The 14875-nt window shown below is 58.1% G+C and carries 15 protein-coding genes and 1 pseudogene; 12 read left to right on the top strand and 4 right to left on the bottom strand.

Translation table 11 applies throughout. The features are described from left to right. Window positions 1-126 precede the first annotated feature (126 nt). Entirely contained in the window at window positions 127-1008 is an 882-nt protein-coding gene (locus tag PGX04_RS15745) for an SOSS complex subunit B family protein (RefSeq protein ID WP_273739376.1), read from the top strand. Between the two features lie 1001 nt (window positions 1009-2009). After that, window positions 2010-2501: an MOSC domain-containing protein gene (locus tag PGX04_RS15750; protein ID WP_273739377.1), complete on the top strand. Its 492-nt coding sequence runs from the start codon at window positions 2010-2012 to the stop codon at window positions 2499-2501. A 113-nt stretch (window positions 2502-2614) separates the two neighbouring features. Here the strand turns inward: PGX04_RS15750 and PGX04_RS15755 are convergent, their stop codons facing one another. After that, window positions 2615-3799: a trans-sulfuration enzyme family protein gene (locus PGX04_RS15755; protein ID WP_273739378.1), complete on the bottom strand. Its 1185-nt coding sequence runs from the start codon at window positions 3797-3799 to the stop codon at window positions 2615-2617. 596 nt (window positions 3800-4395) lie between these two features. Here PGX04_RS15755 and PGX04_RS15760 point away from each other — a divergent pair. Together PGX04_RS15760 and PGX04_RS15765 are read left to right on the top strand one after the other, a co-directional pair. After that, window positions 4396-4670: pseudogene (locus tag PGX04_RS15760) on the top strand (PadR family transcriptional regulator). A 94-nt stretch (window positions 4671-4764) separates the two neighbouring features. Further along, entirely contained in the window at window positions 4765-5070 is a 306-nt protein-coding gene (locus PGX04_RS15765) for a hypothetical protein (RefSeq protein WP_273739379.1), read from the top strand. A gap of 507 nt (window positions 5071-5577) precedes the next feature. On the opposite strand, the gene PGX04_RS15770 is transcribed toward PGX04_RS15765, so the two are convergent. Next, entirely contained in the window at window positions 5578-6021 is a 444-nt protein-coding gene (locus PGX04_RS15770) for a hypothetical protein (RefSeq protein WP_273739380.1), read from the bottom strand. A 3-nt stretch (window positions 6022-6024) separates the two neighbouring features. After that, a complete protein-coding gene (locus PGX04_RS15775) occupies window positions 6025-6528 on the bottom strand; it encodes a DUF7342 family protein (protein WP_273739381.1) in 504 nt (167 codons plus the stop codon). Window positions 6529-6939: 411 nt separating this feature from the next. Between PGX04_RS15775 and PGX04_RS15780 the strand changes: the two genes are divergently transcribed. From PGX04_RS15780 to PGX04_RS15790, 3 genes are read left to right on the top strand one after another with little or no spacing between them, the layout of a single operon-like run. Continuing rightward, on the top strand, window positions 6940-7500 hold the full coding sequence (locus PGX04_RS15780) for an OsmC family protein (protein WP_273739382.1): 561 nt from the start codon (window positions 6940-6942) through the stop codon (window positions 7498-7500). A gap of 2 nt (window positions 7501-7502) precedes the next feature. After that, window positions 7503-8273: a methyltransferase domain-containing protein gene (locus PGX04_RS15785; protein WP_273739383.1), complete on the top strand. Its 771-nt coding sequence runs from the start codon at window positions 7503-7505 to the stop codon at window positions 8271-8273. Window positions 8274-8321: 48 nt separating this feature from the next. Next, the gene (locus tag PGX04_RS15790; RefSeq protein ID WP_273739384.1) at window positions 8322-9398 is read left to right on the top strand and encodes a class I SAM-dependent methyltransferase; all 1077 of its coding nucleotides are present in this window, start codon (window positions 8322-8324) and stop codon (window positions 9396-9398) included. A gap of 219 nt (window positions 9399-9617) precedes the next feature. On the opposite strand, the gene PGX04_RS15795 is transcribed toward PGX04_RS15790, so the two are convergent. Further along, the gene (locus PGX04_RS15795) at window positions 9618-10145 is read right to left on the bottom strand and encodes a MerR family transcriptional regulator (protein WP_273739385.1); all 528 of its coding nucleotides are present in this window, start codon (window positions 10143-10145) and stop codon (window positions 9618-9620) included. A 284-nt stretch (window positions 10146-10429) separates the two neighbouring features. Here PGX04_RS15795 and PGX04_RS15800 point away from each other — a divergent pair, with 284 nt between their 5' ends. The 5 genes from PGX04_RS15800 to PGX04_RS15820 all read left to right on the top strand — a co-directional run. Continuing rightward, window positions 10430-10783: a four-helix bundle copper-binding protein gene (locus PGX04_RS15800; protein WP_273739386.1), complete on the top strand. Its 354-nt coding sequence runs from the start codon at window positions 10430-10432 to the stop codon at window positions 10781-10783. 72 nt (window positions 10784-10855) lie between these two features. Continuing rightward, window positions 10856-11125, top strand: a complete 270-nt coding sequence (locus tag PGX04_RS15805; protein ID WP_273739387.1) for an SPW repeat domain-containing protein — start codon at window positions 10856-10858, stop codon at window positions 11123-11125. Window positions 11126-11314: 189 nt separating this feature from the next. Further along, the gene (locus PGX04_RS15810) at window positions 11315-13210 is read left to right on the top strand and encodes a glycoside hydrolase family 15 protein (RefSeq protein WP_273739388.1); all 1896 of its coding nucleotides are present in this window, start codon (window positions 11315-11317) and stop codon (window positions 13208-13210) included. 17 nt (window positions 13211-13227) lie between these two features. Next, entirely contained in the window at window positions 13228-14760 is a 1533-nt protein-coding gene (locus PGX04_RS15815; protein ID WP_273739389.1) for a vitamin K epoxide reductase family protein, read from the top strand. 2 nt (window positions 14761-14762) lie between these two features. After that, window positions 14763-14875: SDR family NAD(P)-dependent oxidoreductase (locus PGX04_RS15820; protein ID WP_273739390.1), on the top strand; the 113-nt coding region annotated here is incomplete at its 3' end.

A 14875-nucleotide genomic window follows, 5' to 3' on the forward strand; every position in this document is an offset into this window, starting at 1 on the left:
GTCCCGCTCTACTCGCGCCTCAGGGGACCTGAAGGCGCGAGCGAGAGCGGTTGCAGGAGATGAACACAGTTGGGACTAGGAGGTGTTGGAGTGAAGACGCGTTGGAGAGCGCCTTCGGGATAAGCAATGAGTTCTACGAACTTCCGAGATGATAAAACTTCGGATGAATCGAGTGTCAACCAGGATGCGGCTGCGGAGAAGACGAACAGAGGCGTGGAGGTGGAAGATCCGTTCGCGGAAGACATCGTGGACGAAACGCCGGAGTTCTCGCCGAGTGTCGAGCAGGAGATACACACGAAAGTCGAGACGAACCACCCGGAGACGGTGGTTGGACGCGAAGAGAACGAGTTCGGACACCTGCCACTGGCACAGGAAGAGCGGATTCGGGCTCGAGAGGAAGAGCTCGAGTTGATCAGTGCGAAGGCGACGTTCGGAACGCAGGAGGGACGAGAGAAGCGGACGCGAGAGGTCGTGGTCGAGCAACGCCGAGAGCGGCGGGTTGAACGGGTGGATCCCCGTTCGGAGTTGGAGCAAGAGCAGTTGGCGGCGGTCAACACACAATCGGTGCGAATCACGGAGACGGTTCGTGGAGGTCCAAGCCGGGCGGCAGTGAGCCGTGGACTGGCGGAGAAGGTGACCGACGGGAAGTCGATGATCGACGCAACCCTCGAGCAGATGGACGAAGTGAAGGCCGAGTCGGGAACGATCGTAGACGTCGCAGACGTGCCGGAGGTGGAGGCAGGCGAGGTAGACGTGGAAGGCGAGATCATCGAGTTGTGGGAGCCCTCGAAGTCGTCGATCAGCCAAGTGGGGCTGATCGCGGACGACACCGAGAAGATGAAGGTCACGATCTGGGAGAACTCCTACCAGACAACAGTGAGCGAGGGAGAGACGGTGCGGATCAGGAACGCGGCGAAGAACTGGCACAACGAGCGATGCAACCTGGCCGTGACCGGCTGGAGCCGCCTCGAGTTCCCCGAACGCGGGCGGTGGTGGACCCAGGAATAGGCGAAGCAGCTCTCTTTTTTGTGTGTCCGACCACACGCTCGCTTCGCTCGCGTCCTCCCCAGCCTCCTCGCTTTGCTCCCTGTGGTCGCATCGCTCGTCCCTCGCACGTTCTGCGCGCTACTGCGCGCATTCATCGCGCGCCACCGCTGGCACGGCTCAGAGAGCATCACAGAGCCGTCCAGTCGCTGCATCCACAGGAGTAGAGAAGGCAGAGACGAGACCGCTCGAGTGACTGCTCAATTCGACGCGATTGTGGCGTTATTCGCCCCTTGAGGGGGGTAGAGGGGTCAGAGATGACGGTGACAGACAGCGAGCAGGAGTCGATTGTTGTTGAGTTTGCTCTGTTGGATAGGGGTGCGGCGTCGGGGAGGTGTGCTACAGCCACGAACGAGAGGTCGAAGGACACCATCTCAGAAATCACGCTTCATTCTTGTCCCCAAGCCAGATAGGTACGCTATCCACAGCTGCTAAACGAACCACAGGGTGTCATAGAAAAGTTCACATACCCTCTCTCTGTGACTAGCCGACAAACAGTAAGTACAGGTGATGCACGTATCATTCAGTACAAAATCATATTATGAACCAGTACGAATTACATGTATGTCCACGCTCACCAAGCAAGTTGTTGATTTTTGGGGAACGCGAACCGCACAAGCCGTTGGGGTTGTGATCGTTCTCGGGGTGGGAGGATATAATCTGCTGTACGACACCGGAACGTTCGCTCTCGTGAGTGGTGTCGTTTTCCTTGCTACTGGGCTGCTAATGCTGTATAGTTTGCTCGTTGAGTAAGGGCACGGTCTGAGTGTGAAGGAACACTGGTGTCAGGAGTACTGGCGTAGTGATGGTACATTCGCACACGTAGTTGCCGTTCAGTACAGGTGAGAGCGTTACCAGCAGAGCCATTGATTTATCTGCTGGTTGCCAATAGCCGCACGCTGAAGTTACTTGTCAACAACACCTACACCCGAGTGTTTATACTGTGCTAAACGTGCATAGCACACATGACCGGGCGTGGAACTGTCGAACGGATTTTTATCGCACCTGAAGCCGAAGCGAAGATGGAAGAACAGACCGACGTTGAAGCAGTTGCCGGAAAGGGACTCCGAGGTGATCGCTACTTTAGCGAGATTGAGACGGGAACCTTCGTCGAGTGGGAGCCAGATGAGGAACGCCACGATGGGTACGACCTCACGTTGATCGAGCAAGAGGCTGTCACAGCAATCGAACGTGAAGCGGGAATCGAACTCGCACCGGGAGAACACCGACGAAACATCGAAACCCGTGATGTCGCACTCAATCATCTCGTTGAACAACGATTCCGAGTCGGTGATGCCATCTGTCGAGGGGATCGGCTGTGTGAACCGTGTAATCATCTTCAGCGCATCACTCAGGGCGGTGTATTGCAGGCACTCACTCACCGCGGTGGGCTCCGAGTGGACATTCTCGAAGATGGGATGATTCGTCCCGGAGATGTCATCGAACCGCTCGAATAATCTGCACTCTCTCGTTTAGAAACAGTTCGTACTCCCGCTTGCGGCTGCTAGATCTAGTGGACAATCGACCCGCTTGCGGATCGGGACGGTCGGGAGGAAAAGGGAACGTGCGCCTACGGTAGCGCCGTCCGGAGGTCCTCGCAGAGGTCATCGGCGTCTTCGAGGCCAACGGATACCCGGACCAACGTCTCGGGAATCTCCGCTGAATCCTCACTACGACTGAACTCGTCGGGGATCATTAGTGACGGTACCTCAACAAGGCTCTCGACCCCACCAAGACTAGCTCCTGGCGTGAATACCTCAAGCCCCTCGATGAACGCCTCAAGTTCGATGAGTGTGCCGTCAAACTCGAAGGATAGCATCCCGCTGTACCCCGACATCTGCTCACTCGCAAGATCGTGTTGCGGGTGGCTCTCAAGGCCCGGATAGTGGACACGAGCGACCCGATCGTGGCTTTCGAGCAACCGGGCAACCGCCATCGCGTTCTTCTCGTGATGATCCATCCGCGCGGGCAGTGTCTTGATGCCTCGCGTAACGAGGTAGCAGTCGAACGGCGAAAGCACATTCCCAAGCCCAACCCGCTGCGCGAACGCTAATTGCTCGAAAACCCCACTGTCGTCGGTGATAACGGCACCGCCGATCGAGTCGGAGTGTCCGTTGAGATACTTGGTGGTGCTGTGAACGACGACGTCAGCACCTAGTTCGAGTGGGGCTTGGTAGTACGGACTCGCAAAGGTACTGTCCACGCCGAACAGCGCATCGTGGTCATCGGCAATGTCGGCTATCGTTTGGATATCACACAACCTAATCAAGGGGTTCGACGGTGTTTCTGCCCAGATCAAGTCAGTGTCCGCGTTGACTGCATCGGCGACGTTGTCGGAGTCACGGGCGTCAACAAAGTCAATGTCAACGCCGAGATGTCCGGCCATGTGTTCCGTGAGCAGTTTTTCTGTTCCGCTATAGGTGGTGTCCGAGGAGACGACATGGCCTCCCGGAGGGACCAGCGACAGCATCGTCGTCGATGTGGCGGCCATTCCGGAGGCGAACGCCAATCCATGCTCACCGCCTTCGAGGCGGGCTAACTGCTCTTCAAGGCCTGCCCGCGTCGGATTGCTCTCGCGCGAATAGTCGTGTTCATTGGCGTCCTCCCCGCTGGCCCACTCGAACGTAGTCGAGAGGTGGATCGGCGGGACGACGTCGTTCGTTCCATCTCTGTGAGGATGCGTTTCAGTTTCAGCTGCGCCGACTGCGATGGTTGCGAATTGATTCCTGTCGGACTGGCTATTGTGTCGTGTCATCAGATACTCACCATAGGACCTGCTCGGACCCGGTTTAGAGGGGTGTTCATAGGAATGTTCTCAGTTACGAAGGATAGGCATGAAGTTCCCGGCGAGGGTGGCCAGAAACCCAAACCCGACTTGGGCGTGGGTCAGCGAGTCATTGGTTGCTAACCGTTGTCTGCTCCGAGGGGAAGCGTCTTGTTCGCGTGGACAAATGGATCGTCCCGATGTATTTGGTAACGTTTCGTCTCGCTCCGGGTGAGTACGATGCGGAGTTTCCAATGGTCTCGATCTAAATCACCTATTCCTGGCTCTCCTCTGGAATATGCAGGCTATGTATTCAGCACGATCCAGCGAACATCATTAGTGCCTGATAGAGATACCGACGTTCAGTTTGCAAGTGTAGTGAACGGATAGTTCGCTCCAGATTCGGAGAAAAGAACGTCATGCGGATCGTTCGATGACACCCTCGAACCGGCCTCTGCTTCAGTTTTTGCCATTTAATTGAGTGTAAAAATATTAAACAGAGAGCAATATTCTACTTTCACAGCGCGGAAACATACAGTTCTCCATGAAAAGAAGTCAAATACAGCATCGTTGAATACTCACGTAAGATGGATGACCTCACCGGCTTCCAACGAGATCTCCTGTACGTGATCGCAGGTGCCGACCGCCCTCCGGCCAAGATGCCAAGGAGGAGATAGAGGGGTACTATGAGAGCGAGATCAATCACGGCCGGTTGTACCCAAACCTCGACACGCTTGTCAATAAGGGGTTGGTCGAGAAGGGGGAACTCGACCGACGGACGAACTATTACGCGATCAGCGACGCAGGAGAGCAAGCGATCCAGGATAGACGAGAGTGGGAAGATCAATACGTCGAGTTATAGTGCAACCCATATTCGTTCGTTCGAGACCGTTGGAAATTCCGACCGTTTTGCCAATGAGAAGGCTTATACTGGCAAAATTTGAGTCTCCCACTGTATGCCAAGTGAGAGAACGATGACAAATATCGTTACAGTAATCGGTCGTGGAGTGCCATCCAACTACGAAATTAGCGTCGATGGTGATATCGAACCAGTTGAGGCTGACTCGCTCGAGAAAACCACAGTTGTCTCGGAACATGCTGTCGAGGGGACGATCGAAACCGGCGTTCAACGATTCCGATTTTCTGGAGAACTGGCGAATGTGCATGTTCTCGATTGGAACGGAACCGCTGCATCCGAATCACCGAGCACACCGGAAATCCACATCGATTACGGCGTCCCCGGCCGGAAGAACAACAGCTAGACTGCCAACGCGATCTGGGTTCACTAAATCCTACGGAGTTGTATGCAAAAGCGCTTGCTGCTCGAGCGATGGGCCCATCCGTACGGTTTGATTGCGTCTGGTCGATCCTGTTCCTGTCGCTGTGAGCGCAGCTGCGATTTGTAGCCAGGGACCGACTGCCGAATGATCGAGTAAGCGCAAGGGATCTAGTGGCCAAAACAGTGTACTACCGAGTAGGTCATCGGGATCATCGTATCGATCTGGTAGCGGGATCGTCTCGAGAAATGTATCGGTTGTATCGAGAAGCGTCTTATAAAGTTCCGAGCGCAGATCTCCGTCTTTAGGCAGGGATCAAGCGGACAATAGCCTACATCCCCTCTCAATCCCACCACAGCTGGATTTCCAAGATACAGTTGTCACCCCTCTATTTGTCTGAGTGATAAGACACACTCGTTCAACGATGAAGGAGCACTCTCTGCAGCCGTACCGGCAGCCTGCCAATAAGAAGCTTATTAGCCTGACTTGGCCTCATGTCTCACTCACTAAGTCCGGAATTCGCCTTTCGAACAATTGGTCGAGAGCGGTCCAGAGTATTTCTGTTGGAACTTTCTTTTCAAAGTTCGAACGCTCGTGCTGGCTGCTCTCAGCATCCGGCTTCTCGTATTGGAAATGGACTGGCCCCAACTCGGGATGGTCCTCATCACGGTGCCAGCCGCAATTGAACCCCGTATTTGGGTCGGCATAGTGGATCCGGTAGAACTGCTCATTCTGAGTGAACCGCCATTCGACGTCCAACCTCGGTTGTTCTGGACCAGTCGGTGGGATGACGCGGTCGGGATCGATCTGTGCTCGGAGGAACTTCTTTACAAGGCTGTCCGGTTCATATGAAACAGTTGTGACAACAGGGTGGCGCTGCAGGACGTCTCTGAGTCCCTTATAGACCGAACTATCGATTGTTCCTGAAAGACCCATTTGTCACGCAGAAATTGTATCGCGTTTTGTGGCCCAGTCGTACTCATTGAGTGCAGCGCGAATGACTGGCAGACGATCTTCGAGATGCTCCCACTCGCTGGCAATCTCGCGACGTTGTGCCATTTCATCACTGTCATCGAGATCAGCGATGCTCGCTCGGAGTTCCCCTGGCGTCTCGACGTCGTACGAGACCTTCCAATCTGTGGTTTTGGTTCGCATTGACTCGAGAGCGGTAGTGAGTTCCTCTCGATCGTGTTCCCGCTGGAGTGCCGCAACCTCACGATATGTGGCCATCAGCTGGTCGATGCCATAGAGTGTCTGCTCTCCCTGTTCGATTTCTCGGAGAACGTTGTCCTCGGCGAGTTGCTCGAGGTATTTCTGTGCGGTTTTCACCGAGACCTCTGTCTCATCAGCAATCCACTGTGCAGTACGGGGTGTCCGGAGGGTCCGTGCTGCAGCACGAACGCGTTCCCCCCGCGTCATCGATGGTTTGTTGTGATCAGGCATGCTCGTGTCTACGAGCCGCTAGGACATATATCCAAGGTACTGGAAATATATTTCTTCGCGTTGTGAGAACTGGGGTTGGCGCTACAAATAGACAGTGCTTCTCAGTTAACCAACACAGTAGGTTGTATGTTGGTTAACTTGGTGCAGAAATCCAGATCTCGACGTTCACTAGCCAGACAACTCACCGAGTTCACTCAGTACTGGAGTCCCTTCTCCACGTGGAGACCCTAGAATGCAATTGTTCCTATCGGGACGCTTGTCGTAAAACCATTTCCGCGATGAGTCAGCGACTCCCTGCTTGCAGCCGGTGCCCCGTTCATCGGCTGCAAGACGGTCAGTGGTTACCCAAATTTCACTAGATGCCTACATTATCCACACATCCGTTTCATCTGGTGCAGGTAGAAACATATCATGACTAGCAACCACGGGGTAGATGTAGAGCAACTCGGCCACGCGGTCGAAGCAATCACAGAAGACCCAGAGACTGGCCGATTCAGATTCCGGGCAGAAACAGAATGGACTGACGGTCTGCAATGTGTAACCGCGATCGACGATTTCGATCAGGCCGATGAGCGAATTCACACCCAGGAGTTCCAGATCGAAGGTGATGAACCAGAGCAAATACTCGGTAAGCGGACGGCACCGAACGCGGTCGAGCTCCTGCTCGCCGCCCTCGGATCGTGCCTGAGCGTCGGCTACGCGGCAAACGCTGCCGCCATGGACATCGAACTCAACAACCTCCGGTTTGAACTCGAAGGTGACGTTGACCTCCGGGGGTTCCTCGGTATCTCCGAGGACGTTCGCCCTGGGTACAGCACGGTAACCTGCACTGCGTACATAGACGCGGACGCGTCGGGGGAGAAACTCGCCGAGCTACGGGACCGCGTCGAAACAACCTCCCCGTTGATGGATAACATCATGAATGCTGTCCCGCTCGAAACTGACGTCGTTTCCGAACGAAGGAGTGGATAGGAATGTCAAAATCACTTGACGTTGACAAACTAGAGCGGGAGGTCAAGACTGTCTACCGAAACGTCGCAGAGGCTCCGACCGACGAGTATCACTTCGAGATGGGACGCCCGCTGGCAGAACGTCTCGGCTATCCGGCTTCAGATCTCGATCAGGTACCTGCGGAGGCTATCGAGTCCTTCGCCGGAGTGGGATATCACTTCGACCTCGCCGACCTTCAGGAGGGGGATGACGTGCTCGACCTCGGCAGCGGTTCGGGGACGGACGTGTTCGTCGCGGCACTTCACGTCGGCGACGCCGGGAGCGTGACGGGGCTGGATATGACTGACGAGCAACTGGAGAAGGCACGGCGACTGCGTGACGAGGCCGGGTTAGAGAACGTCTCGTTCGAGCAGGGGTATATCGAGGACCTTCCGTTCGCGGACGGGACGTTCGATGTCGTGGTCTCGAACGGTGTTATCAATCTCTCCGCGGAGAAGGATCACGTCTTCACGGAGGTGAGTGGCGTACTCAGGCCAGAGGGTCGGTTGGCAGTCTCGGATATCATTACTGAGACTCAAATGCCTGACAGCATCAAGACCAACGCGGATATCTGGGCGGCGTGCATCGGCGGGGCTGAACAGGTCAACGACTATACCGACATGATCGAGACGCCCAGCTTCGAGGTTGTTGAGGTCAGGGAGAATCCGCAGTACGAATTCATCTCCGAGCAAGCGCAGGGGGCGTGCCAGAAGTACGGGGTAAAGAGCATCTCGCTCGGCGCCCACAAATTCTAAAATGTACTTTGCCCGTTCTCGTCTTTTTGTGACAACGGACACGGGACTATGACAACAGAAACCAAAACAGACCCGATCGATGAACAGAAACTGAACAAACTTGTGGAGACGTCGCTCGTCGACCTCAGTGCGACAGTTCACGCCGCGCTGGCCGTTATCGGTGACGAACTCGGTCTCTATGCGGCACTAGACGAGGCGGGACCGCTCACGTCCGCCAAGTTGGCCGAGGAGACGAACACCGCGGAACGGTACGTCCGCGAATGGCTGCGCTCGCAGGCCGCTGGCGAGTACGTGACCTACGACCCCGAGACCGACCGGTACCATCTCTCCCCCGAGCAGGCGTACGTGTTAGCCGACGAGGAGAGTCCAGTGTTCATGCCGGGCGCGTTCCAGCTGGTCGCGTCGGCGTCCATGATCGGACCCGACCTCCGCGAAGCGTTTCGGACTGGAGAAGGTATCGGCTGGCACGAACACGACGATGACGTCTTTCACGGTACTGAACGCTTCTTCGGACCGTCCTACGGAGCCTTCCTGATCGACTGGATCGAGGCACTCGAGGATGTCGATGAGAAGCTGAAAGCAGGCGGGCGGATCGTTGACGTCGGCTGTGGCCATGGGGCACCGACGATTCGTATCGCCGAAGCGTACCCCGACTCGACGGTTGTCGGCATCGACTACCACGAGACGTCGATTGCGGTGGCGCGCGAGCGGGCAGAAGCCGCTGGCGTCGCCGACCGAGTCGACTTCGAAGTGGCGACCGCGTCTGAATACGACGGGGCCGATTACGACCTCGTGACGATGTTTAACTGCTTCCACGACATGGGCGATCCTGTCGGTGTGGCGGCCCACGTCCGGGAGACGGTCGCCGACGACGGTGCATGGATGATTGTGGAGCCCTATGCCGAGGACCGGGTCGAAGACAATCTCACTCCGTTTGGCCGTCTCGCATACTCGATCTCGACGGTGGCCTGTACGCCGAATTCGCTGAGTCAGGATGTCGGCTACGGGCTCGGCGCACAAGCGGGTGAGGAGCAGACTCGTAAAGTCGTCACTGGGGGTGGATTTACGCGATTCCGCCGCGCGGCTGAGACGTCGACCAGTCTGGTCTTTGAAGCGAAGCCATGACACCGTGATACATTTGTTTGACCAATGAGGAACCGTACTCGCCGATTTGAGTGTCCTCATATCTCTGCGGACGAATTCTTCTCCATCTGCTCGAGAAAACGCGTCGCCCCATCATCACCTTCGGTCATCAGCTGCTATTATCATTCACAACACTACGGACGTTGTTGTCTATCACAACAATTAATTCGCGTTCGCTCGCAACCGGCGCGGGTGAATTCGTCAGAAACAAGAAGAAAGTGCTTGCTGCTCGAGCGGCGGACCCATCTGTACCGTCCGGTTGTTTCTGGTAGATTCTGTCGCTGTAAGTGTAACCGCTAGTCGCAGCCACGGACCAACCATCGAATGCTCGAGTAGGCGTAGCGGATCCGGCGGCCAAAAGAGAATACCCCCCAGTGGGTCGTCAGGATCGCCGTACCGATCTAGTGGCAAAATCGTCTCGAGAAACGCATCAGCTGTGTCGAGGAGCGTCTGGATCCCCTCGAGGATGGCCGGAACAACGGGCTCGCGGCGTTCGGCGCTGGTTTTGAACGGTAGCGTTAGACGATACCCGTTTTCGTCGACACGGATGAGATCGAGTGCCTCGAGTCGGTCGCGGTAGTTTCTGACCGTCCGTACCGAGACACCCGCTCGATCGGCAAGCTCGCGTTGTAATAGTCGGTGCTCAGCCGTGAGCAGCGTGTGGACGATTCGGCCAACGGCCGGTTGGAGGTCGGGGAGTAAAGGGCTCTCAAGCGGCTCGAGGGACACATCCCGCTGATCTATATCAGGATATAACCGACGATCCCCGTCGAACTAGGCGATCTCCTGGCTTGAGCGGACAACCGGGTCGGAGCCATTTACGTGATGGGAGAGGAAGGATCTCGGCTACCGCTGGCGAAACCATCGCTTTGATCGGTGGTAATGATTTGTGAATCCGTCCTCACCGATTAGACATACCGCGCTATCCGCTACGGGTATCGCTCCTCACCATTCGGTCCGTTCGTCGTGGGGTGTAAATAACAAAACTCATCGCCACTGACCGTTCGATCGCAATGGCACTGACCCAGATCGACCACGTCGGCGAAAGCGAGGAGATGCAAGAGTGTATCGACAGCTGCTTCGAATGCACCCAGGCCTGCGAGTGGTGTGCCGACGAGTGCGCCAGCGAGGGCGAGGAGATGGCCGAGTGTCTACGGCTCTGCAGGGACGTCGCTGACCTAGCGACCATGCATGCACGGTTCATGGTCCGTAATTCCGACTACAGCTCGGATCTCGCCGCGATCACCGCCGACGCCTGCGAGGAGTGCGCTGACGAGTGCGAGCAACACGACGCCGAACACTGTCAGGTCTGTGCGGACGTCCTCCGCGACTGTGCAGAGACCTGCCGGAACATGGCTTCGGCCTGAAATCGCTGTTCACTCCGTTTCGTGGCTCCAAACGCAACTCGCTCTCGATCGAGACAAACACGAGCGCCGATCATGGACACAACGACGAAGTTGACAGTAGCCGGTAACGGCGTGCTCGGCTGCTGGTTGATCGCGGCTCCGTTCGTTCTCGATACGCCAGTGGTCGGTCACTGGAACGATGTCATTGTCGGCGCTGCGGTCATCCTCGTTGCCGGCTATAACTACGCTAGGGCAGTCAGACGGCGACCTGTAAGCGCGACCGGCGCGGGTCTCATCGCGATCCTCGGACTCTGGCTCGTCGTCGCGCCGTTTGCACTCGGTCTCGAGGGCGTGGCGCTGTAGAACAACGTTGTCTCGGGCACGCTCATGGCGAGTTTCGGGAGCTACAACGCGTACGTCGCTGGCACTACCCCGGACTTTCGAGCGACTGCCCAATAGGAAAGACGAGCGATGACTAGAGATGAACCGGTTATCAACGATCGGCGATCGATCCGTGCGTAACGTAGCGGCGATCCGACCTTCACAGAGATCATGCAGTACAAATCCCTCGAGGAATACGGCGTGATCGGTGACGAGAACACCGTCGCGTTAGTCGGTCGCGACGGTTCGATTGACTGGTGTCCGTTCCCGCACGTCGAGTCGCCGAGTGTCTTCGCCGCGATACTCGATGCTGACCGCGGCGGCCACTTCGCTGTGCGGCCGACGCAGTCGTTCGAATCCGTCCAGCAGTATCGCGACCGCACCAACGTCCTCGAGACGACGTTTCAGACCGCCGGCGGCAGCGCAACGGTGACGGATTTCATGCCCGTTGCCGAGGCGACCGAATCCGTGGCGGGCGACCGATCACCAGCCGTCTATCGGAAACTGAGCTGCGAGGACGGTTCGCTCGAACTCGCGGTCGCGTTCGAACCGCGATTCGACTACGCGCGGGACGTGCCCGATGTCGAACCGGCGAGCGAAGGCGTCGTCGCGGTCGACGACGAGCGAGTGATCGTATCCAGCAACGTTCCACTCGAGCCGTCGGCCGACGGCCACGCCGCTGACGCGACCGTGACGCTCGAGGCCGGCGAGACGTGCTGGCTGGTGCTGAGCTACGGCGAGGCGGTCCCACACGAGCCGTCGTGCCATCAGGAGATGCTCACCGATACCGTCGATTACTGGCGGGAGTGGGTGCACGACTGTGACGGGACCGACTGCCCCGTCGGCGGCCCGTGGCACGACTTCGCAGTCCGGTCGTCGCTCGTCCTCAAACTCCTCCTCCACCGGGAGAGCGGTGCCGTGTGTGCGGCCCCGACAACGTCGCTGCCCGAGGACCTCGGTGGCGTCCGCAACTGGGACTATCGATTCAACTGGATCCGCGACGCGGCCTTCACGGTCCGGGTGCTCTCGGAACTCGGTCATCTCGAGGAGGCCCGCTCGTACTTTGAACTCTGTCTCGATCACTGTCGCCGCCACGACCCCGAAGCAATGCCACCGGTTTACGGCCTCCACGGCGAAGAGGTCCCCGACGAAACGGTCCTCGATCACTTGAGCGGGTACGAGGGATCGGCCCCCGTTCGTATCGGCAACGCGGCCAAGAACCAACAGCAACTCGACGTCTACGGGGAACTGATCCTCGCAATCTACGAGAGTATCCGCTACGGCGAGCCGATGACGTACGACGATTGGTCGGTGATACGAGACCTCATCGACTACGTCTGCGAGGAATGGGACGAGCCCGACGCCGGCATCTGGGAGGTTCGATCGGACTACGAACAGTTCGTCTACTCAAAGGTGATGTGCTGGACGGCCCTGGATCGAGGGATCGAACTTGCCGAAGTGGCCGACGACCTTTCGGCGCCGATTGAGCGCTGGCGGACGTGCCGCGAGAACATTCGCCGAGCGATCCTCGAGCGGGGGTACAGCGAGGAAGCGGACAGTTTCGTGCGATCGTTCAGCGACGGGGAGGTACTCGACGCGTCGAATCTCCTCATCCCGATCGTCGGATTCCTCCCGACCGACGACGCTCGCGTACAGGGGACGATCGACGCGACGATCGAGCACCTGACCACCGACGACGGTCTCGTCCGGCGCTACGAGGGTGATGACGGGCTCCCTGGCGAAGCGAGTCCGTTTGTCGTCTGCTCGTTCTGGCTCGTGAGTGCATTGGCGCTCTCGGGACGGACCGACGAGGCGAGAGAGCGCTTCGAGGCGATTCTCGACTACGCCAGTCCGCTCGGATTGCTGGCGGAAGGGATCGATCCAGACTCCGGTGAACAGCGCGGGAACATCCCGCAGGCGTACAGTCACATTGGACTGCTCAACAGTGCGCTCTATCTCGCCGCCGACGACTCGAGTGGCGAGTCGGTAGCGCTCGGACGCAACGAGTCGCTTCGAGATAGTGACTCGAGCGGGGCGATCGTCCGCCGGCCGAACGAGCGCGAGTGAGAGGCAAAGAAATACCAATGACCGACGACAGACACGACGATTCGAACGGAGAACCGGACGCCACGACGACCGACGCTCGAGAGCGACGCTCGAGTGTCGACGGTGGCGGTGAAAACGACGGTGATCGCGACCGGGATACCGATACCGGCGAGGAACGCGATGGGACCGACAGTGAGGATCACGACGGTGACGACGGTGGTTCGATGCGGCCAGGTGACATGATGCTCGCCCACCCGACGAAGGAGGTGTGGGTCCAGTACGCCGTCATCTCGCTGGGCGTCTGGCTCCTCGCGAGCGTCCCGGCGCTGAGCTACGAGAGCACGCTGATGACGTGGAGTACCGTCGCCACCGGACTCGTTCTCATCGCGCTCGCCGGACTGACGATCTACCGGGAGAGCGGCTACGCCAACTACGCGAATGGATTCGTCGGCCTCTGGCTGGTGTTCTCGCCGATCGTATTTGCGGCGCCGACGGCCGCGGCGTACGCCAACAACACGCTCGTCGGCGTCATGGTGATCACGTTCACGGTCCTCATCGTGATGCGCTCGGAGATGGATGGCCCGACCATCCCACCGGGCTGGTCGTACAATCCCTCGACAGGCGCCCAGCGCGCTCCGCTGATTGCGCTCGGGATATTCGGCTTTTTCGCCTCGTGGTATATGGCCGCCTTCCAGTTAGGGTACATCGAGAGCGTCTGGGACCCGCTGTACAATCCCGGAACCGAAGGGGTCCTCACGTCCCAAGTGTCAAAAGCATTCCCGGTCTCCGACGCCGGCCTCGGCGCAGTGGCCTACTCGGTCGAGGCCCTGATGGGATTCATGGGCGATCGCCGGCGCTGGCGGACAATGCCGTGGATGGTTGCCTTCTTCGGCGTAGTCGTGATCCCGCTGGGCTTCGTGCAGGTACTACTAGTCATCATGCAGCCGATCATGGTCGGAACGTGGTGTACCCTCTGTCTCCTCTCGGCCTTCGGAATGCTGTGGATGATCTCGCTGACAGTCGATGAGGTGGTCGCGATGGGCCAGTACGTTGTCCGACTAATGCGCCAAGGTGACAGCCTCTGGACCGCCTTCTGGATGGGCGGCACGATTCCTGAGGACGAGGCCGGTGTCGACGAAACCGAAACACGACCGATCGGTAACTCTTCGATCAGCGAACCGTTCTGGGGCGTCTCGATCCCGTGGACGCTGCTCGGTGCGATGGCGCTCGGCGTCTGGCTCATGCTCTCGCCAACCCTCTTCGGAACGACGGGGTTCATGGCCGACAGCAGTCACTTGGTCGGTTCGTTGGTCGTCTCCTTTACCGTGATCGCGACCGCCGAACCCGCTCGCGCCGTTCGGTTCCTCAATATCCCGCTCGCCGTCTGGATCGTCGTCGCTCCGTGGCTGTTCACTGGCGTCCCGACAGTCGCCGCGATTAATGCCGTCATAGCCGGCGCGCTCATCCTGATCCTCAGCGTCCCCCGAGGGCCGATTACGGATCGTTACGGCGGCTGGGAACGGTATGCCACCTCCGAGACAGTCGACCGACTGAACCCCCTCAGTAGCTAACTATGTCCAGAACTACCGACTCTGAAGTCGTCGTCGTCACAGGTGCATCAGCCGGCGTCGGGCGAGCCACCGCTCGCGCGTTCGCCGAACGCGGCGCGAAGATCGGCCTGCTCGC

Source organism: Natrinema soli, assembly GCF_028618695.1.

Coding starts and splice junctions, on each gene's coding strand:
- PGX04_RS15800 (WP_273739386.1), top strand. CDS start 10,430: ATGGCACTGACCCAGATCGACCACGTCGGCGAAAGCGAGGAGATGCAA.
- PGX04_RS15810 (WP_273739388.1), top strand. CDS start 11,315: ATGCAGTACAAATCCCTCGAGGAATACGGCGTGATCGGTGACGAGAAC.
- PGX04_RS15755 (WP_273739378.1), bottom strand. CDS start 3,799: ATGACACGACACAATAGCCAGTCCGACAGGAATCAATTCGCAACCATC.
- PGX04_RS15750 (WP_273739377.1), top strand. CDS start 2,010: ATGACCGGGCGTGGAACTGTCGAACGGATTTTTATCGCACCTGAAGCC.
- PGX04_RS15815 (WP_273739389.1), top strand. CDS start 13,228: ATGACCGACGACAGACACGACGATTCGAACGGAGAACCGGACGCCACG.
- PGX04_RS15775 (WP_273739381.1), bottom strand. CDS start 6,528: ATGCCTGATCACAACAAACCATCGATGACGCGGGGGGAACGCGTTCGT.
- PGX04_RS15805 (WP_273739387.1), top strand. CDS start 10,856: ATGGACACAACGACGAAGTTGACAGTAGCCGGTAACGGCGTGCTCGGC.
- PGX04_RS15765 (WP_273739379.1), top strand. CDS start 4,765: ATGCCAAGTGAGAGAACGATGACAAATATCGTTACAGTAATCGGTCGT.
- PGX04_RS15780 (WP_273739382.1), top strand. CDS start 6,940: ATGACTAGCAACCACGGGGTAGATGTAGAGCAACTCGGCCACGCGGTC.
- PGX04_RS15785 (WP_273739383.1), top strand. CDS start 7,503: ATGTCAAAATCACTTGACGTTGACAAACTAGAGCGGGAGGTCAAGACT.
- PGX04_RS15790 (WP_273739384.1), top strand. CDS start 8,322: ATGACAACAGAAACCAAAACAGACCCGATCGATGAACAGAAACTGAAC.
- PGX04_RS15770 (WP_273739380.1), bottom strand. CDS start 6,021: ATGGGTCTTTCAGGAACAATCGATAGTTCGGTCTATAAGGGACTCAGA.
- PGX04_RS15745 (WP_273739376.1), top strand. CDS start 127: ATGAGTTCTACGAACTTCCGAGATGATAAAACTTCGGATGAATCGAGT.